Origin of the sequence: Novosphingobium sp. EMRT-2 (assembly GCF_005145025.1) — a bacterium.
GTDB lineage: Bacteria > Pseudomonadota > Alphaproteobacteria > Sphingomonadales > Sphingomonadaceae > Novosphingobium.
This window is the reverse complement of record NZ_CP039695.1, coordinates 58,226-76,511: the sequence shown is the minus strand read 5'-3', so window position 1 is coordinate 76,511 and position 18,286 is coordinate 58,226. Positions and strand designations below refer to the sequence as shown.

20 protein-coding genes are annotated in these 18,286 nt (G+C 65.8%); 6 read left to right on the top strand and 14 right to left on the bottom strand.

Annotation, left to right across the window (positions count from 1 at the left end; translation table 11 throughout):
- Positions 1-642: 642 nt before the first annotated feature.
- The gene (locus tag FA702_RS00445) at positions 643-1,065 is read right to left on the bottom strand and encodes a CHRD domain-containing protein (RefSeq protein WP_136954555.1); all 423 of its coding nucleotides are present in this window, start codon (positions 1,063-1,065) and stop codon (positions 643-645) included.
- A gap of 125 nt (positions 1,066-1,190) precedes the next feature.
- Here FA702_RS00445 and FA702_RS00440 point away from each other — a divergent pair, with 125 nt between their 5' ends.
- Complete coding sequence (locus FA702_RS00440; protein WP_136954554.1) at positions 1,191-2,177, top strand: 2-hydroxyacid dehydrogenase; 987 nt, start codon at positions 1,191-1,193, stop codon at positions 2,175-2,177.
- A gap of 9 nt (positions 2,178-2,186) precedes the next feature.
- Here the strand turns inward: FA702_RS00440 and FA702_RS00435 are convergent, their stop codons facing one another.
- Positions 2,187-2,966, bottom strand: a complete 780-nt coding sequence (locus tag FA702_RS00435) for an enoyl-CoA hydratase (RefSeq protein ID WP_136954553.1) — start codon at positions 2,964-2,966, stop codon at positions 2,187-2,189.
- A gap of 211 nt (positions 2,967-3,177) precedes the next feature.
- Here FA702_RS00435 and rpsF point away from each other — a divergent pair, with 211 nt between their 5' ends.
- Genes rpsF through rplI form a run of 3 tightly spaced genes read left to right on the top strand, consistent with a single transcriptional unit; the run spans position 3,178 to position 4,374 of the window.
- Positions 3,178-3,540 (top strand): 30S ribosomal protein S6, encoded by a 363-nt coding sequence (rpsF, locus tag FA702_RS00430; protein WP_124808699.1) that lies wholly within the window; start codon positions 3,178-3,180, stop codon positions 3,538-3,540.
- 3 nt (positions 3,541-3,543) lie between these two features.
- On the top strand, positions 3,544-3,768 hold the full coding sequence (gene rpsR / locus FA702_RS00425) for a 30S ribosomal protein S18 (protein ID WP_011445073.1): 225 nt from the start codon (positions 3,544-3,546) through the stop codon (positions 3,766-3,768).
- A 12-nt stretch (positions 3,769-3,780) separates the two neighbouring features.
- A complete protein-coding gene (rplI, locus tag FA702_RS00420) occupies positions 3,781-4,374 on the top strand; it encodes a 50S ribosomal protein L9 (protein WP_136954552.1) in 594 nt (197 codons plus the stop codon).
- Between the two features lie 209 nt (positions 4,375-4,583).
- On the opposite strand, the gene FA702_RS00415 is transcribed toward rplI, so the two are convergent.
- Positions 4,584-5,156 carry a septal ring lytic transglycosylase RlpA family protein gene (locus tag FA702_RS00415; RefSeq protein WP_136957177.1) on the bottom strand — a complete coding sequence of 191 codons (573 nt, stop codon included), beginning with the start codon at positions 5,154-5,156 and terminating at the stop codon, positions 4,584-4,586.
- A gap of 106 nt (positions 5,157-5,262) precedes the next feature.
- Between FA702_RS00415 and FA702_RS00410 the strand changes: the two genes are divergently transcribed.
- Both FA702_RS00410 and FA702_RS00405 read left to right on the top strand, forming a co-directional pair.
- Entirely contained in the window at positions 5,263-6,702 is a 1,440-nt protein-coding gene (locus FA702_RS00410) for an AMP nucleosidase (RefSeq protein WP_136954551.1), read from the top strand.
- Between the two features lie 338 nt (positions 6,703-7,040).
- Complete coding sequence (locus tag FA702_RS00405; protein ID WP_136954550.1) at positions 7,041-8,369, top strand: HD-GYP domain-containing protein; 1,329 nt, start codon at positions 7,041-7,043, stop codon at positions 8,367-8,369.
- Here the strand turns inward: FA702_RS00405 and FA702_RS00400 are convergent.
- From FA702_RS00400 to FA702_RS00350, 11 genes are all read right to left on the bottom strand, one after another.
- Entirely contained in the window at positions 8,344-8,925 is a 582-nt protein-coding gene (locus tag FA702_RS00400; protein WP_255504649.1) for a YbjN domain-containing protein, read from the bottom strand. The two genes, FA702_RS00405 and FA702_RS00400, sit on opposite strands and share 26 nt — an antisense overlap.
- An 82-nt stretch (positions 8,926-9,007) precedes the next feature.
- Positions 9,008-10,834: a M2 family metallopeptidase gene (locus FA702_RS00395; RefSeq protein ID WP_124808703.1), complete on the bottom strand. Its 1,827-nt coding sequence runs from the start codon at positions 10,832-10,834 to the stop codon at positions 9,008-9,010.
- An 86-nt stretch (positions 10,835-10,920) separates the two neighbouring features.
- Positions 10,921-11,682, bottom strand: a complete 762-nt coding sequence (locus tag FA702_RS00390) for an alpha/beta fold hydrolase (RefSeq protein WP_136954549.1) — start codon at positions 11,680-11,682, stop codon at positions 10,921-10,923.
- Complete coding sequence (locus FA702_RS00385; protein ID WP_136954548.1) at positions 11,679-12,113, bottom strand: GFA family protein; 435 nt, start codon at positions 12,111-12,113, stop codon at positions 11,679-11,681. The genes FA702_RS00390 and FA702_RS00385 overlap by 4 nt, the downstream gene beginning before the upstream one ends.
- Positions 12,114-12,145: 32 nt before the next feature.
- Positions 12,146-12,796, bottom strand: a complete 651-nt coding sequence (locus FA702_RS00380; protein ID WP_136954547.1) for a 2-hydroxychromene-2-carboxylate isomerase — start codon at positions 12,794-12,796, stop codon at positions 12,146-12,148.
- A gap of 118 nt (positions 12,797-12,914) precedes the next feature.
- Positions 12,915-13,940: an aspartate-semialdehyde dehydrogenase gene (locus tag FA702_RS00375; RefSeq protein WP_136954546.1), complete on the bottom strand. Its 1,026-nt coding sequence runs from the start codon at positions 13,938-13,940 to the stop codon at positions 12,915-12,917.
- Positions 13,941-14,039: 99 nt separating this feature from the next.
- Positions 14,040-16,331 carry a DPP IV N-terminal domain-containing protein gene (locus FA702_RS00370; protein WP_136954545.1) on the bottom strand — a complete coding sequence of 764 codons (2,292 nt, stop codon included), beginning with the start codon at positions 16,329-16,331 and terminating at the stop codon, positions 14,040-14,042.
- A gap of 139 nt (positions 16,332-16,470) precedes the next feature.
- A complete protein-coding gene (gene rplS / locus FA702_RS00365) occupies positions 16,471-16,851 on the bottom strand; it encodes a 50S ribosomal protein L19 (protein WP_124808710.1) in 381 nt (126 codons plus the stop codon).
- Between the two features lie 42 nt (positions 16,852-16,893).
- Positions 16,894-17,595 carry a tRNA (guanosine(37)-N1)-methyltransferase TrmD gene (trmD, locus tag FA702_RS00360; RefSeq protein WP_136954544.1) on the bottom strand — a complete coding sequence of 234 codons (702 nt, stop codon included), beginning with the start codon at positions 17,593-17,595 and terminating at the stop codon, positions 16,894-16,896.
- Between the two features lie 9 nt (positions 17,596-17,604).
- Positions 17,605-17,982 (bottom strand): type II toxin-antitoxin system VapC family toxin, encoded by a 378-nt coding sequence (locus FA702_RS00355; RefSeq protein WP_136954543.1) that lies wholly within the window; start codon positions 17,980-17,982, stop codon positions 17,605-17,607.
- The gene (locus FA702_RS00350; RefSeq protein WP_136954542.1) at positions 17,979-18,245 is read right to left on the bottom strand and encodes a hypothetical protein; all 267 of its coding nucleotides are present in this window, start codon (positions 18,243-18,245) and stop codon (positions 17,979-17,981) included. The genes FA702_RS00355 and FA702_RS00350 overlap by 4 nt, the downstream gene beginning before the upstream one ends.
- Positions 18,246-18,286: the final 41 nt, after the last annotated feature.

The window sequence follows — 18,286 nt, the reverse complement described above, 5'->3', positions numbered from 1 at the left end:
CATCATCCGTGCCCGGCGAAGCTAGGAAGAGCGACCGGACAGATCGGCAAGGCGAGTGCATCGGTGACGCCAGCAGGGCGTATCGCGCGGCAAGGGCTATGCCTCCACCCGGCGCGAAAGGCCCGGCTACGGCGAAAGCGGAACGCAGCGCCGATCCTTCAGACCCGCGGGGGTCCGTCCGACGGCGCGCCTTTCTCGGCTCGACCCGAGGGAGCGGTGCCCGGACACGAAGGAAAAAACGCCCGCCCATGGCCGCAAGGCCGGCAGCGGAGACCGACGCCAACCCTGCCCCCGCTGGCAGGAACCGGCCCGGATGCAGGAAACGTCAGTTGCCCGTGGCACGCGCAAGCATGTCCGGGCAGCGGCCCAGGGGCTTCGCGTCCCGGACGGCGCGCTTCCAGACACGAGCTTGGTCTGGCGAAAGAACCCGCCTGAGGGCGGCGGCAGTGGAGGCTGGCAGCGATGCCAGCCTCCATTTGCGTTGGGCATTTGCGTTAGGGCGGTTGGATCGCTTGCGAACTCGGAGCGTGGAAAGCCCACCCCGCTGCGACTAACGCCGCCTGCGGCGGCGCAAGTCTCGCTCCCCTCCCGCTTGCGGGAGCGGTCGGGGGTGGGAAGCGCCTTGCTCCCTATCCTATCAAATCACGGCTTGGCGAGTTGCCCCCGCACCGCCCCCTTGGGGAAATCGTCGGTGTGGATGTTCACGTAGAAGCCCGCGGGGTCGGCGAGGATCTTCTTGATCTGGTCCGGCTCCATGGCAATGCAGGCATCGCTGTTCGGCCCGGTGACTTCCAGCGTGGCAAGCGGCGGCCCGTCGACGCCGGCCGCGCCGGTATGAACATGCGCCATGGTCGGCTTGGCAATCTTCGCGCCCGACAGGGTATAGCAGAAATCGCCGCTGTCGGGATCGAGTTCGGCGCGGAACGAACCCGTGCCGTCGGGATCGCCGCCCGCCGGCTCGTTGGCGCCGGCCAGCGTCGCGGTCAGGATCGTGGTCGCGGCGAATGCGGGGGTAACGGCAAGCGACAGCGCCAGAACCGGCGCCAGCAGGATAGCCTTCTTCATTGCAACGTCTCTCCATCGACCGGAGATACGGACTCGCCCCCGGCCCACCGCTAGCGATACACCGCACGCGCGCCGCAAGGAACCATGGCCTTGCCGGATCCGCGCCGTCGATCCATGAGCGGCACATGACGTTCCCCAACGCCTTGCAGAGCATCGACATTCTCGTCACCGCCCCGATCCGTTCGGGCGTTACCGAGGCGCTGGATGCGACCTTCACCGTGCACCGGCTGTGGGAGCAGGACGATCCGGACGCCTTTTTCGCCGCGCACGGCGCGCGGATTCGGGGAATCGCCACCACCACGCTGTTCGGCAAGGTCCGCGCCGACCTGATCGAACGCCTGCCCGCGCTGGAGATCATCGCCAGCTTCGGCGTGGGGTATGACAACGTGGACGTGGCCGCCGCCGTGAGGGCCGGCGCGATCGTGACCAACACCCCCGGCGTGCTGGTGGACGAGACGGCGGACCTCGCCCTGGGCCTGCTGCTGGCGACGATCCGGCAGATTCCGCAAGCCGAACGGCATTTGCGCGCCGGGCTGTGGCCGCAGGAACGCTTCCGCCTGTCCCCCTCGCTGCGCGGCCGGCGCGTGGGCATCCTGGGGCTGGGCGCGATCGGCAAGGCGATCGCACGGCGGCTGGAAGGGTTCGGCGTGGAAATCGCCTACCACGGACGCACCCGGCAGGAGGGCGTGGATTACCCGTGGTATCCCGATGCGCGCGCGCTGGCGCAGGCCTGCGACGTGCTGATCGTCGCCGCACCGGGAACGGCGGAGACCGAGAAGATGGTCGATGCCGGGGTGCTCGAAGCGCTCGGCCCGGACGGTATCCTCGTCAATATCGGGCGCGGATCGATCGTGGACGAGGATGCGCTGGTGGTGGCGCTGGCGAACGGCTCTATTCTCGCCGCCGGGCTGGACGTCTTCGCGCACGAACCGCAGGTGCCGGAGGGGCTGCTTGCCCATCCCCGGTCCGTGCTGCTGCCGCATGTCGGCTCCGGCTCCGAACGGACGCGCGCGGCGATGGGGGCGCTGCAGGTTGAAAACCTCGTCCGCTGGTTCACTGATCGGACGCCACCGACGCCGGTGCCCGAAACCGCACACCTCGTGCCGCGTTGAGGGTGCGGCCTACCCCTTCTGGCTGCGGCCGCGTTCGATCACGGCCCGGCGGCGCGCCTCGACATCCCCCGCGCTGACCTGGCTGTTGGCGGCAACGGACACGCGGTGCTCCAGCGCGATCGCCTCGCCGAACGGCAGCGCATAGCCATTGTCGATCAGCTTCTTGTAGGCGGTGACCATTGCCGGATCGGCGCCGGCGATGTCGTGCGCCAGCCGCTTCGCCGTGGCGAGCAGGTCCGCCGGCGGGACCACGCGGTTGACCAGCCCCCAATCGGCGGCGGTGCGCGCATCGATGAAATTGCCCGACAGCGAAAGCTCCTTGGCACGGGCGATGCCGATCAGGCGCGAGAGTTTCTGCGAAAGGACCCAGCCCGGCATGATGCCCACGCGCGCATGCGTATCGGCGAAGCGCGCGTTTTCCGATGCGATCAGGATGTCGCAGGCAATCGCCAGTTCGAACCCGCCGGTGATGGCGACGCCGTTGATCGCGCCGATCACCGGCTTGCGGCACTGCTCGATCGCCCTGACCGGGTTCTCCTCCGCCGCCTCGGCGTTGGCCGCGCCCAGGTTGGACGTGTCCGCGCCCAGTTCCTTGAGGTCCAGCCCGGCGGTGAAGGCGCGCTCCCCGGCCCCGGTCAGCACCACGGCGCGGATACCGTCGTCGCCGTCCAGTTCCTGCATGGTGCGGGCAAGGCTGGCCCGCATGGCGCGCGACAGCGCGTTCATCGCCTCCGGCCGGTTGAGCGTGACGATGGCAACCGCGCCTTCGCGATCGACGGTAACGGGCATCTGACTTCCTCCCGGAGCTGTTTCGTGCCATTATGACCCCTTGCGTGACGCGCGATCAAGCTGGCGAACGGACCGAAGCCCCTTGCGTTCCGCCCGGAATCCGCTAAGGGCCGCAGCTTCCCGTGACTTACGGGATTCGAAGAAAGCCGGAGGGGCCCCGCAATCCCGCGGATCAGCCAGCGATCGGTTAGAAGATGAAAGGACGCGAAGCATGCCGCTTTACGAGCATGTCTTTCTGGCGCGCCAGGATCTGAGCCAGGCTCAGGTCGATGCGCTTGCCGCCACCGCCACCGAAATCGTCGAGAGCAACAACGGCAAGGTCACCAAGACCGAGACCTGGGGCCTCCGTTCGCTGGCCTACAAGATCCAGAAGAACCGCAAGGCGCACTTCGTGATGCTCAACATCGACGCCCCCGCCGGCGTGGTGGCCGAGCTGGAGCGCCAGACGCAGATCAACGAAGACGTCATCCGCTACATGACGATCCGCGTGGACGAGCACGAAGGCGGCCCTTCGGTGATGATGCGCAAGAACGAACGCGACCGCAGCCGTCGCCGCGAACGCGAAGGGGAATAAGAGATGGCTCGTCCGTTTTTCCGCCGCCGCAAGAGCTGCCCGTTCTCGGGCAAGAACGCGCCGAAGATCGACTACAAGGACGTGCGCCTGCTGCAGGGCTTCATGTCTGAACGTGGCAAGATCGTCCCCAGCCGCATCACCGCGGTTTCGGCCAAGAAGCAGCGCGAGCTGAGCCAGGCGATCAAGCGCGCCCGGCACATCGGCCTGCTGCCCTACATCGTCAAGTAAGGAGCGCTACCCATGCAGATCATCCTGCTCGAGCGCATCGAGAAGCTGGGCACCATCGGCGACGAAGTGACCGTCAAGGACGGCTACGCGCGCAACTATCTGCTGCCCAACAAGAAGGCGCTGCGCGCCAACGAAGCCAACCGCAAGGTCTTCGAAGCCAACCGCGCCCGCATCGAGGCCGATAACGCGGCCCGCCGCGAAGAAGCTGGCAAGGAAGCCGGTTCGGTCGAAGGCAAGGAAGTCGTCCTCATCCGCGCGTCGTCGAACGCCGGCCAGCTCTATGGCTCGGTTTCGGTGCGCGACATCGTGGAAGCCCTGGTCGATCAGGGCGCCAAGGTGTCGAAGGCGATGATCGTGCTCGAACGCCCGATCAAGACCATCGGCGTGTTCCCGGTCCGCGTTGCGCTGCACCCGGAAGTTTCGGTTCAGGTCAAGGTGAACGTCGCCCGTTCGCCGGACGAAGCCGAACTCCAGTCGCAGGGCGTCAACGTGATCGACGCGATGTTCGACACCGAGACCGGCGGCTTCACCGAGGAAGTCGATCCGAACCTCGAACCCGGCGAAATCCCGGCGGAACTGCTGGAAGAACGCGCCGCGGAAGCCTGATCGCTTCGCGACAAGCAAACGGAAAAGGGGCGCCCACGGGTGCCCCTTTTTTGTTGACGATTGTCTCGCTTGCGGAGCGTGAAAAGCCCACCCCGCTGCGGCTAACGCCGCCTGCGGCGGCGCAAGCCTCGCTCCCCTCCCGCTGGCGGGAGGGGTTGGGGGAGGGAAGCCTCATCGCTTACCAATGTCATAATCGCCTTTTCGTCGAATCAGAAACCCGCCGCCGAAAGCTGGCCGCGCAGGTTGCGCAGGATCGGTTCGGGAACCGGCGGCAGCGGGCGCGCGGGCTGGCCCCGACGCAGGCGGGTGCGGTCCTCCTCCGAAGGTTCCACCCGGCGGACGCGCACAGCCACCTGGCCCTGCGCGCGCACGCCCAACTGTTCCGCCGCGCCGCGCGACAGATCGATGATCCGCGCGCGGCCGACGAACGGTCCGCGATCGTTGACCCGCACGATGATGCGGCGGCCGGTATCGAGCGCGGTGACCTCCACATACGTCGGCAACGGCAGCGTGGTATGCGCGGCGGTGATCCAGCCGGGGATGAACGCCTCTCCGTTGGCGGTGCGGTTGCCCGATTCATGGCCATACCAGCTGGCATAGCCAAGCATATCGTAACGGGGGCTGGCGGCGGGCACATAAGTCTGCCCGCGCACGGTATAGGCTGGACCGATCCGCACCGGCGTATCGCTGACCGGACGGAATCCACCACCACCGCCCCCCGCGCAGGCGGACAGCGCCAGCGAAAGCACCATTCCCGCACCGATATTCGCCAGAAGCCGCATCATGCCTTCTTACCCAGCCAATCCCGCGCCGGCCATACCGGTCCGTTCCGCCGTGGCGGCATAAGCCGTCTTTGCAGCGTCACCGAATGCGCGCTACATACTGCCGATGGATACACCTGAAACGATCATCACCGAACTTTCCCGCATTTTCGACGCCGCCGTCGCCTGTCTGCGAGCCGATATCGCCGCTTTCGCCACGCACGGCACCCCACCCCCGCCCGAACGGCGGCACGATGGCAGCTACTGCTATCCCGAACTGCGCATCCACTTCGACGGCCAGACGCTGGGCGACCATTCGTCGCGCTCGTTCGGGCGGCTGATCGAGCGCGGCACCTACGCCTGCACCGTGACGCGGCCGGCGCTGTTCGAGGACTACCTGGCGGAACAGCTCGCCCTTATCATGTCGGACTATGAAGTGCGGATCGAAGTCTGCCCCTCCCGGCAGGAAATCCCGTTCCCCTACGTGCTGGACGGCAGCGACGGCGCGCAGATGAACGGGGTGACGCCGCAGGATCTGGCGCAGCACTTCCCCACCACCGAACTGGCCCGCATTGGCGACGAGATCGCCGACGGGCTAGACGTGCCCGAATACGAGGGGCTGCTGCCGCTGTCCTTGTTCGATGGCCTGCGCACGGACTTCAGCCTTGCCCGGCTTGCGCATTACACCGGCACGCGGCCCGACGATTTCCAGCGCTACGTGCTGTTCACCAACTATCACCGCTATGTCGACGAATTCGTGGACTGGGCAGCGCAGCAAGTAGGCGATGGCCATCACATCGCGCTGTCGGGCGCGGGCGGGCTGTACCTCGATGCGCCGATCGAGAACGCCAGGGCGCGGCTGTCCGACACCGCCTGGCGGCGGCACCAGATGCCGGCCTACCACCTGATTGCTCCCGATCGTTCAGGCATCACGCTCGTCAACATCGGCGTCGGCCCGTCCAACGCCAAGACGATCTGCGATCACCTGGCCGTGCTGCGCTCCGAAGCCTGGCTGATGATCGGCCATTGCGGCGGGCTGCGCCCCACCCAGAAGATCGGCGATTACGTGCTCGCCCACGCCTACCTGCGCGATGATCACGTGCTCGATCCCGTGTTGCCGCCCGAAATCCCCATCCCTGCCATTGCCGAGATTCAGCGCGCGCTGGCGCAGGCGGCGGAGATGGTCAGCGGCACCGGCGGCGCGGACCTCAAGAAGCGCATGCGCACCGGCACGATCGTCACCACCGATGACCGCAACTGGGAACTGCGCTACACCCAGTCCGCGCGGCGGTTCAGCCTGTCGCGCGCGGTCGGCATCGACATGGAAAGCGCCACGATCGCGGCGCAGGGCTATCGCTTCCGCGTGCCCTATGGAACGCTGTTGTGCGTCTCCGACAAGCCGCTGCACGGCGAGATCAAGATGCCGGGGCAGGCCAACCGGTTCTACGAGGAAGCCATCGCCGCACACCTGGCCATCGGCACCACCACCTGCGCGCTGCTGCGTGCCGAAGGCCCGCGCCTGCACAGCCGCAAACTGCGCGCGTTCAACGAGCCTCCATTCCGGTAACCTGCACTGGGCCATTTGTTACATGCGGCCGAACGCGATTCGCCGCGCGAGACATGCCGAAAGATGGCGTCCCGATCAAAAAGGGTGGACGACGCAGCAGGCTTGCACCGCGCCTCCACAACCACATAAAATACTGATTTGATTATAGTATATTCCCAACCCCAGTGCCGGCGCGGCGCGGCGTGCGAACACCGCACTTTCGCGCCCACGAAATTTGTACGCGACGTTTACGATTTGGAACCATCCCGAATGTTACGCGAACCGAAGCGGACGAAATCTGCGTCCGCATCGCACGGAGCAATCTCGGGTCAGGCTTTGAATATGAAGGTCGGTTGCCAATGGCGCTAAAGCAGATTGAGAAGGATCAGGTCCGCGCCGGCATGTGGATTCATGCCATCAAGGGCGTGTGGTTCTTCCACCCGTTCTGGCGTGGTAAGTTCCTTCTGGAACATAGCGACGATGTGGACGCGCTGCGCTCTGCGCGGATTTCCGGCGTGATCATCGATACCGACAAGGGGCTCGACATCAAGGTCGAACCGCCCAAGGCCGCGAACCAGCCGGCCCCGCCGCCCGCCGCAATGCCGGCGCCCCCGCCCGCGCCAGCCCGGGCCAACCCGCGCAAAAGCGCCAAGCCCCGGCTCGCCCCGATCGCGCCGGCAGCGCGCCAGAAGCCGGCCGTGCCCGAAACCTGCTCCATGGCGGCCGAACTCAGCCGCGCACGCAAGACGGTGAACCTTGCGCGCCGCCTGATGTCCCAGCTTCTGAAGCAGGTTCGCTCGGGCGATACGATCGACGCCGAAAAGCTCGGCCCGCTGGTGGACGAGATCGCGGATTCGCTGTCGCGCAACAATTCCACGCTTACATCGGTGCTGCGGCTGAAGCGCAAGGACGAATACACCTACATGCATTCGGTGACCGTCTCGGCGCTGATGATCAACCTTGCCCGCGAACTGGATTTCTCCGAGGAAAAGGTGCGCGAGGCGGGCATGGCCGGTCTGCTGCACGATATCGGCAAGATGGCGATCGACGATTCGATCCTGAACAAGGCCGGACGGCTGACCGACGCCGAATTCGCCTCGATGCGGGAGCACCCCGAACGCGGGCATTCCGTGCTGCGCAAGGACGACACGCTGTCGGCACTGGTCATGGACGTGGCGCTGCACCATCACGAAAAGGTCGACGGCACCGGGTATCCCCATCGGCTGAGCGGCGACGAGATCACCCTGCTTTCACGCATGGGCGCGGTGTGCGACGTCTATGACGCGTACACGTCGGACCGGCCCTACAAGGCCCCGTGGACACCGGCTGAAGCGATCCACGAGATGCTGAGCTGGAACGGCCATTTCGACGAATATGTGCTGGCCGCGTTCGTGCGTTCGGTGGGCGTCTATCCGGTCGGCTCACTCGTGCGCATTCCCGGCGACCGGCTGGCGATCGTGATCGAAACGCATCGCAAGCATCCCGAACGCCCTACGGTGCGCGCTTTCGCCAGCACCACGCCCGGCGTGACCATCGAACTGGAAGACATCAACCTGGCCGAAACGCAGGAAGACATTCTGAGCTTCGAACGGCCGGCCGACTGGGACCTTCACGATTGGGAAGAACGCTGGCCCCAACTTGCCGGCGCGTCGCTCAAGAACGTCAAGGACGAGAGCCGGAAGCGATAAGGCGGCCCGCCGGCCGCTTCGCATCCGCGCCGCTATCCTCGTTGAACGCCAGCGCGCCCACGTTATCCATGGCGAAGCTGAAGTTTTCGACGACCTTGCGGAACACCGACGAATCCAGGCCGCCGCCGGTCACCACGTCCCACGACAGCACGACCGACTTGTCAGAGCCGATCGTCAGCGCCCCGAAGCGATAGTCGCGCGCGAAGGCAGCCGCTTCCTGCGGGCCGAAGGGCTTGTCGGGCGTGAAACTGGCGCTGAACTGCAGCGACTGGCAATTGTCGTGCATCTTCGCGTCGCAGTCGTAGAACAGCACGAACGTCTGCCATTTGCCGATGCGCGCGTTGATCAGCGGTTCGCCGGCGTCATCGGCGGTCAGATCGGCGCCATAGCCCAGCGAGCGCAGCGCCGCGACCACGCCATCCGGGCTGGTCGCCGAAACCTGCCGGGCAAGCGCGACGGGTTCGGTATCGAGATTCATGCTGGCGTGGGCGGGCACCGAGGCCGCAAAGGCACTTCCCAAAGCCAGAAACGCGGCAAGCCGGCGCGGTTTCATCATGGCATCCTCTGATCATTTTATGATTTGAGAGGATGGTGACGGAAACCGCGCCCAACGGCAAGACCTTATCGGGGAACAGGCCCTACCAGCCGCAGTCCTTGCCGCGATTCTGCTGCTCCAGCCAGCGCGAAAGCGGCGCGAAATAGCGCACCATCGAGGCGCCGCTCATCTCGCGGCTGCCGGTGAAGGCTTCCAGCGCATCGGGCCAGGGCTTCGATGCGCCCATGGTCAGCATCGCGTTGAGCTTCTGGCCCACCGCCTTGTTGCCATAGAAGCTGCACCGGTGCAGCGGCCCCTTCCAGCCGGCCTGCTTGCACGCCGCCTCGAAGAACTGGAACTGCAACACCCGCGCCAGAAAATAGCGCGTATAGGGCACCACGGCGGGGATGTGATACTTCGCGCCCGGATCGAAGGCATCGGCGCTGCGCGGCGCGGGCGGCACGATGCCCTGATATTTCAGGCGCATGTCGTTCCAGGCCGTTTCGTACTGCGCGGGCTTGATCGTGCCGTTGAACACGTTCCAGCGCCAGCGATCGATCAACAGGCCAAACGGCAGGAACGCCACTTTGTCCATCGCCTGGCGCAGCAGCAGGCCGGTGTCCTTTTCCGGCCCCGGCACCTTGGCGCGATCGAGCAGGCCGATCTGCACGAGATATTCGGGCGTGATCGAGAGCGCCACGAAATCGCCGATCGCTTCGTGGAAGCCGTCGTTGGCGCCGTTCAGGTAAAGCGGGTCCTGCCCGTTGTAGGCGCGCTGATAGTAGTTGTGGCCGAGTTCGTGATGGATCACGCCGAAATCGTCGCCATTCACCTTGATGCACATCTTGATGCGCAGATCGTCCTTGTTGTCGACGTCCCAGGCGGAAGCGTGGCACACCACCTCGCGATCGCGCGGCTTCACGAACTGCGAGCGCTGCCAGAAGGTTTCGGGCAATTGCGCCAGGCCCAGCGAGGAATAGAAGCCCTCGCCCGCCTTCACCATCTTGAGCGGATCGTAGCCCTTCGCTGCCAGCAGATCGGTGACGTCGTAGCCAAGATCCCCCGCCCCGGCGGGAGCGACGATATCATAGATGTTGCCCCATTCCTGCGCCCACATGTTGCCCAGCAGGTCGGCGCGGATCGGGCCTGTCCTGGGCTGCACGGCATCGCCGTACTTCTCGTTGAGCTTGGTGCGGACGTAGCAGTGCAGCTGGCGGTAAAGCGGCTGGACCTCGCCCCAGATCTTCTCGGTCAGCGCCGCGAAGGCATCGGGGTCCATATCGTAGTTCGAGCGCCACAGCGCGCCGGTATCGGCAAAGCCAAGTTCGCGCGCGCCAGCGTTGGCGATATCGACCATGCGCACGTAGTCGGCCTTCATCGGCGTGCCGACCGTATCGTGCCAGCTTACCCACATTTCCTTGAGCTTCGCCGGATCGCGCGTGGTGCCCATCGCTTCCTCGATGTCGCTACCATTGACGGGCTCGCCATTCAGCGTGCCATGGCCCTTGCCGTAGATGCCCTGGACGCGGGCCTGCAGCGCGGCGAATTCCTCGGCCGCGCCGGGGGTGGTGGGCGCCGGCGTGGTGATCTGTGTGCGGATGACCAGCAGCTTGCGCGCGACGTCAGGCGCAAGGCCTGGCACCTTGGCGAGGATCGCCGCCTGTTTGGCCTGATCGACCTGAAGCTTCGTCAGCGCCGCGTTGCCAGCGGACGTAAGCTCGGCGGTATCGTAGGTTATGTTGGTCTGATAGACCCACTCGGTGCGGTTGGTGCGGATGGACTGGTCGAAATAGTCCTTTTCCGCCTGGGACAGCCACGTCTTCACCGTGGCGGGTGTGGCGGCAGCATCCTGCGCGCAAGCGGGCGCGGCAAGGCCCGTCACGGAAAGACCCGCGACGGCCAGCGCAAGAACGGAAGACAGCGATTTCATGGACGGGGACTCCCTGAGGACATTGCCAGCGCCGCGCGATGCGGGCGCCTGTCATGCCTCCGTGGTTAAGCCTCCGAACGCCGCGGTCAAGCCGGTCTGGTAAGAAACGAAACGATCTCCGCCCCCATTTCCGGCACGGTCACGCTGCTCATGTGCGTGCCGGGAATGGTCGCGCAGCGCGCATCGGGCAGCGCGGCGGCCAGCCGGTCGGCCGAGCCGTTGTCGTTGTCCTTGTCGCCGCACAGCACCAGCACGGGCATGGTCACGCCGGCCAGGTCCTCGGGCGCGGTATCCGCCATGGACCCCAGCAGCAGCCGCGCGGCCACGCGATCGACGTTCATCGTCTTCATGAACTGCTGCGAGACATAGGCGGGATCGCCGGGCCGGATCGTGCCGAAGCGGTCGATCACGTCGATGAAGAAATCGCGCCGGCCCTTCCATCCGGCCAGCCCCTCCAGCCCCATGCCCGCCAGCACCAGCCGGCGCGGGGATAGCCCGCCCAGCACGGCCCGTGCCGAGGTACGCGATCCCAGCGAGAACCCACACAGGTCGAAATCGGTGAGCCCCAGATGGCCCACCAGCGCCATGGCATCCAGCGCGAGCACGTCCGCCGGATAGGCAGCCGCATCATGCGGCGCGGCGCTTTGCCCGTGCGCGCGCAGATCGGGCATCAGGCATTCGAACCCGGCGGCGACAAGCTGCGCGGCGGTGCCGAACTTGACCCAGTTGATCGCGGCCGAGGAGAACAACCCGTGCAGCAGCACGACCGGCCGCCCCTTCCCCATCCGGTGCAGCGCGAGTTGCGCGCCGCCGTGGCCGGCGAAGAATTCGGTGGTCAGCTCGGTCATTCGGGAACCTCCAGTCCGGCGGCCTTCCAGCGGTCGGCCACGCTCGGTGTCTGGTCGCTGCGATGGCGGGGAAGCGCGCGCGTGTCCAGCCATGCCTCGTGCAAGCTTTCCGCGCCGGCGTGCGCCACCGGCCGGAAGATCGAAGGATCGTCAAAACTGCCGACGGTGAGGTCCATCATGCCCGCGCCATCCACAAAGGCGAATCCCAGCGGCGTGCCGCAAGTCGAACAGAACGGGCGCCGCGCGATCGCCGACGAGGCATACCAGTCCGGCTCGCGCTCCCAGGTCAAGGCATCGCGCGCAACCTGCGCGAAGGCCGCCGCCACCCCGCCGGTCGCCTTCTGGCACATGCGGCAATGGCAGAGATAGGCCTCGTCGCTATCGAGGCGCACGGCAAAGCGGATGCGGCCGCACTGGCAGCCGCCGGTCATGATTGGGCTCGTCATCGGCGCAGGGTAAGCGGCTAGCCCCGGCGCGTCAGCCCCTTCTGTTCCATGCGCCATACCGCAAGGTCGATGCGGTCCTGCCCGAAGAAGGGTTCGCCGTCAAAGACCAGCGTGGGCACGCCCCAGTGGCCGGCCGCTTCCAGCGCTTCCTGGTTGGCAGCGAGTTCGGCGTCGAGCCTATCCGCGTCGCTGGCGGCTTCGGCTTCGAGTTCGGCAAAGTCCAGCCCGGCGCGCATGGCCGCCCCTGCGAGATGATCGCCTTCGTGCCAGCCCTGCGTGCCACCCCAGATCAGGCGCGAGACTTCATCGGCAAAGGCCAGCGACTTGCCGCGCCGCGATGCCGCCTGCCCCATGCGCGTCAGGCGGAAGATGTAGGGCTGCTCGTCCGCGATGCGCCGCGTGGCGATGTCCTGCACGATCGGATCGGGGCGCGGCGGAACGAAGGGAATGCCGTGGAACTGCGCCAGCCGCGCCACATCCACGAACAGATAGCGCAGCCAGCCGGGATGATTGCGCTCGAAGAAATCGGGCTGCCGGATCGCTAGCGGATAGACCGGGCGCAGATTGATGGCGAGGTCATACTCTTCGGTCAGCGCGCGGTAGCGGCGCGTGGCGAGGTAGCTGTACGGGCTGCGGAAAGACCAGAAAACGTCGGCGGAAAGCGTCATGGCGCGGGTGCCCTCTCCCAAGGATCAGAGGCGATCCTAGGGAGAGGGCGGCTATCGCGCAAATATTATGACATCGAGAATGCCGAATTCTTCCCGCAACCGGGGAAGGCCTGCCGGCTTATCCCTTCTTGAGGTGCCGGCGGCCCAACAGTTCGGCGATCTGCACCGCGTTGAGCGCGGCACCCTTGCGCAGGTTGTCCGACACGCACCACAGCGCCAGGCCGTTGTCGACGGTCGAATCCTCGCGCACGCGCGAAACGAACGTGGCGTAATCGCCCACGCATTCCACCGGCGTCACGTATCCGCCATTCTCGCGCTTGTCGACGAGCATCACGCCGGGCGCCTCACGCAGGATCGACTGGGCCTGTTCGGCGGAGATTTCCTCCTCGAACTCCAGGTGGACCGCTTCCGAGTGGCCGATGAATACCGGCACGCGGACGCAGGTGGCGACGACCTTGACCTTGGGATCGAGGATCTTCTTGGTTTCGGCGACCATCTTCCATTCTTCCTTGGTCGAACCATCGTCCAGGAAGACGTCGATGTGCGGGATCACGTTGAAGGCGATCTGCTTCGTGAACTTCTTGGGTTCCACCGGATCGCCGACGAAGATCGCGCGGCTCTGTTCGAACAGCTCGTCCATGCCTTCCTTGCCCGCGCCGGACACGGACTGGTAGGTCGAGACGACCACGCGCTTGATCTTCGCCGCATCGTGCAGCGGCTTGAGCGCAACGACCATCTGCGCGGTCGAGCAGTTGGGGTTGGCGATGATGTTGCGCTTGGTATAGCCATCGATCGCGTCGGGGTTCACTTCGGGAACGATCAGCGGCACGTCCGGGTCCATGCGGTAGAGCGACGAGTTGTCGATCACCACGCAGCCCTGCGAAGCGGCCTTAGGCGCATAGATCTTGGTCGGGCCGGAACCGGCGGCGAACAGGGCGATGTCCCAGCCGGTGAAATCGAAATGCTCGATGTTCTGGACCTTCAGCTTCTGCCCGGTCTCGCCGAACTCGATCTCGGTGCCCTGCGAACGCGGCGAGGCGACAGCGGCGATCTCGTCGATCGGAAACGCGCGCTCGGCAAGGATGTTGAGCATCTCGCGGCCCACGTTCCCCGTCGCGCCGACAACTACAACCCGGTAACCCATGTCACTTCCCTTCCAGTGCCGCGCATCGCATGACGCGGGCCGTCCATAGCGGCTGGTTCCGACCAGCCAAGCGAATTGGCCTTCCGGCCACCCAAATTCCTATTTCCCGACCACGAGCGGCGCCGGTCCGACGCCGTTGCGATCGAGGAAACGGAAAACCGTCTCGTAGAGATGCTGGCTCACCTTCGGCCCGCTGATGCGGTGGGTATAGCCGGGGTAGAGCATCATCTCGAAAGGCACCGCCTCCGCCTGCATCTTGGCGATGATCGCGGAGGAGTTCTCGAACACCACGTTGTCGTCCGCCATGCCGTGGATCAGCAGCAGCGGATCGCGGATGCGGCCCGTATCGGCCAGCGCGTTCGACGTGGCATAGACCTGCGGTTCGCGCTTCGGGTCGCCCAGGTAGCGTTCGGTATAGTGGGTGTCATAGAGTTCCCACTTGGTGACCGGAGCCACGGCGATGGCCGCCGCATAGGCGCCGGGGTCGGCCTGCAGCATCTTGATCGCCATATAGCCGCCATAGGACCAGCCGAACGTGGCGATCCGCTTCGGGTCCACGAAATCCAACGCCTTGAGATAATTCGCCCCGGCAAGCTGGTCCTGCACCTCGACCGAGCCCATCGCGCGGTAGAGTGTGCTTTCGAACTTCACCCCGCGATTGGCCGAACCGCGGTTGTCGATCGCGAAATAGATATAGCCCCTGTCGACGATCGCCTGCGCCAGCGGGCCTTGCCAGCCCTGGTGGACCACCTGCGCGTGCGGGCCGCCATAGTGAAAGGTGAACACCGGGTACTTGCGGCCCGGCTCCAGCGGCGGGGTAATCATCATCCAGTGCAGCGGCGTGCCATCGGCGGCCGGGATCGTGCCGAAGGTCGCCGGGCGATGGCTGGCGAGATAGGGCGCGTAGGGGTGCGATCCCTCCACGCGATTCTCCTCGATCCACGCGATCCGCTTGCCGGCGGCATCGGCCAGGTACGACTGCGGCGGCTGCGCATCGGCATTGCGCGTGAACATCAGCGTCTGGCCGCGCTTGTCCATCGTCGCGGCGTTGTCGAAAGCGGGATCGGTCAGGCGCACGATCTTCGACGGTGCGGCAAGATCGAGCGCATAGACCTGCTGCGCCAGCACGCCATCCTTCGTGCCGGTGAAGAACACGCGGCCGGCCTTCTGGTCCACCCCCACAAGGCCGGTCACCACCCAGTCGCCCTGCGTCAACTGCTGCCACTGGCTGTCCGGATGATGGTCGGGCCGGAAGCGGTAGAGATGGCCGAAGCCATCGCGTTCGGACCACCAGATGAGGCTGCCATCCGCCAGAAAGCGATAGCTGTCCGACAGGTTGATCCAGCTGCGTTCGGCGGCCTGTTCGCTGAACAGCACCCGCGCCTTGCCGGTGGTGGGATCGACCGCCAGCATGTCGAGCCGGGTCTGCGCGCGGTTTTCGCGCTGGACGTAGAGCGTCTTGCCATCGGGCGCCCAGTCCACGCGGGCCAGGTAGATGTCCTTTTCCGCGCCAAGGTCCACCGCCACGCGGCCGCTGCCGTCGGGCGCCATGATCCACAGCGAAACCTCGGCATTGGGCGTGCCGGCGGCCGGATAGCGCTGGTCGAAGGTTTTGGTGCCCTCCGCGCCGATCGCCGCGCGGGTGACCACGCCCACGTTCGCCTCGTCGAACCGTTCGACCGCCAGGCGGCTTTCGTCGGGCGACCACCAGAAGCCGGCGAAGCGCGACATTTCTTCCTGCGCGACGAATTCCGCCTCACCCCAGTGAACGGTCTCGGCGCTTTCCGGGGGCGTCACCGCGATGGGTGCGCCCTCCCCTGCTACCGGGCCGACCCACAGCCGGCGGTCGCGCACATAGGCGATGCGATCGCCCTTCGGCCCCAGCTTGGGGTTGAGTTCGCCGCCCTGCGTTCCGGGAATGCGTTGGACGCTACCATCCATCCCGGCCAGGAACAGGTCGCCATCGAGCGGCACCAGCACGGCCTTGCCATCGGGCGCCCATTCGTAGCTGACGATGCCCTTCAGATCGCCGATCCGCTGCCGTTCGCGCTGCATCTTCTCGGCCTCGGACAGTTCCTTGCCCGACGACAGCTTGAGCGAATCCACCAGCATCCGCCACTTGCCCGTCTTCCGCTCGAAGCCCCACAAGTCATAGCGTTCGCGATCGTCGGCACGGTTGCGCAGCAGCGTGAGGTACGCGCCATCGGGCGACAGCTTCACCCCGCGCGGTGCCGGCCCGTTGAGCGAGGGGCTGGCGAACACGCGCTCCAGCGTGAGCGCGGGCGCGGCCTGCGTGGTGGCGGTCACCGGCAGTTCTCCGGCGTGAGCCGAAGCGAAAGGCAGGAGAGCGCAAAGCGCCGATGCGGCAAGGAGGTGTCGGAAGCGAAGCATGGCAAGGTCACGAACCTCTCTGGGAAAGGCAGCGGATGAGGAGAACCGGCGAAAACGGCGCGCAGACAGCAAAAAGGCGCCCTGGCGGTGGTGCCAGGACGCCTTTCTACACAATTTCCGTGTCTTGGGCGTTGGGCTTTCAGCCCTCCTGGCCGGTCTTGACGACCTTGCGCTCGGCAATACGCGCCGATTTGCCGGTGCGGCCACGAAGATAGTAGAGCTTCGCACGACGCACGACACCACGGCGCACCACGGTAATCGAATCGATGTTGGGCGAGTAGAGCGGGAACACGCGCTCCACGCCTTCGCCGAACGAGATCTTGCGCACGGTGAAGTTCGAGCCGAGGCCACGGTTCGAGCGCGCGATGCACACGCCTTCGTAAGCCTGGACGCGGGTGCGATCGCCTTCGACGACGCGCACGCCCACGCGCACGGTGTCGCCCGCGCGGAAATCCGGAATATCCTTCTTCGCCTTGAAATCGGCGATAGCTTCAGCTTCAAGCTGCTGAATCAGGTTCATTTTTCAATCGTCCTGCACTTCACGCTGCGCGCCAGAGGCAGACTAGACCCGAGCGCCGACGTGGCGCTCCCAAAGGTCCGGCCTGCGTGACCGGGTATCGTCTTCCGAACGGCGTTTCCGCCATTCCGCGATTTTCGCATGATCCCCCGATCGCAGCACTTCAGGGATCGTGCGCCCTTCCCATTCGACGGGTCGGGTATAGTGCGGGTATTCGAGGAGACCGTTCTCGAACGACTCCTCCTGCCCGCTTGAAGGCGCGCCCATTACGCCGGGAAGCAGCCGAATGCAAGCGTCGAGCAGCATAAGGGCGGCGCATTCGCCGCCGGACAGCACGATATCGCCCACCGAGACCTCCTCGACCCGCCGGCCGGCGAAGATGCGCTCGTCGAAGCCTTCGAACCGGCCGCACAGCACGATCACGCCGGGGCCGGCGGCGAGTTCGCGCACGCGCTCCTGCGTCAACGGCTTGCCGCGCGGTGTCATCGCAACGACCGGGCATCCGGGATGCGCCGCCAGCGCATGATCGACCGCCGCCGCCAACACGTCCACCCGCAGCACCATGCCGGCGCCGCCACCGGCGGGCGTGTCATCGACAGTCCGGTGCTTGTCGATCGCGAAATCGCGAATCTGCACGGCATCGAGCGCCCACTTTTCTTCGCGCAAGGCCCGCCCCGCCAGGCTGACGCCGAGCGGGCCGGGAAACATTTCGGGATAGAGCGTAAGGACGGTGGCGGCGAAGGTCATTCGGCCCCATTAGACCGTCCAGTTCTCGACCTCCAGCCCCGGCACGTCGATGAAGTCGGCTTCGTTGTTGGTCACGACAGTGGCACCGATGCTTAGGGCGTGGGCCGCCAGCAGACGGTCAAAGCGGGCGCGCTTGAACGGCAGGCGCGCATATTCGCGGGCGGCCGCTTCGTCGAATGGAATCAGCGGGATGGCCGCGACGAATGCCTCCAGCACATCGGGCGACGGCGGCTTGCCCGCGTAAGTCCCATAGGCGACTTCGGCAAAGCTTATCACCGAAATGCCGATCTCGCCTTCGTCACACGCCTTGATCCGATCGATCAGGCGACTGTTGCCGACGCCCATGGCATAGACGGCCGAATTGGCGTCGATAAGATATCGGGTCACCGGCGCAAGGCTTCACGCGCGGCTGTGGAACTGGGGCGCTCATCGAAATCTTCGCGGGGGGCCAGCTTGATGCCCGGCGCCTTACCCGCGAAACCGCTCACATCGATCTTGCGCCTGACGGGTGCCTTAGCGCGCAAATGCAGTTCGCCATCGACCCATTCGGCAATCCATTCGCGATCGGGTTCGATGCCCAGCCCGGCCGGCATCCGGATCGCCACCGAATTGCCCGATTTGAAGCTCTTGGCGGTATATTCCTGCCCCATGGCGCGCTCCGTATGCACGACATGTATATACATGGTTTCGA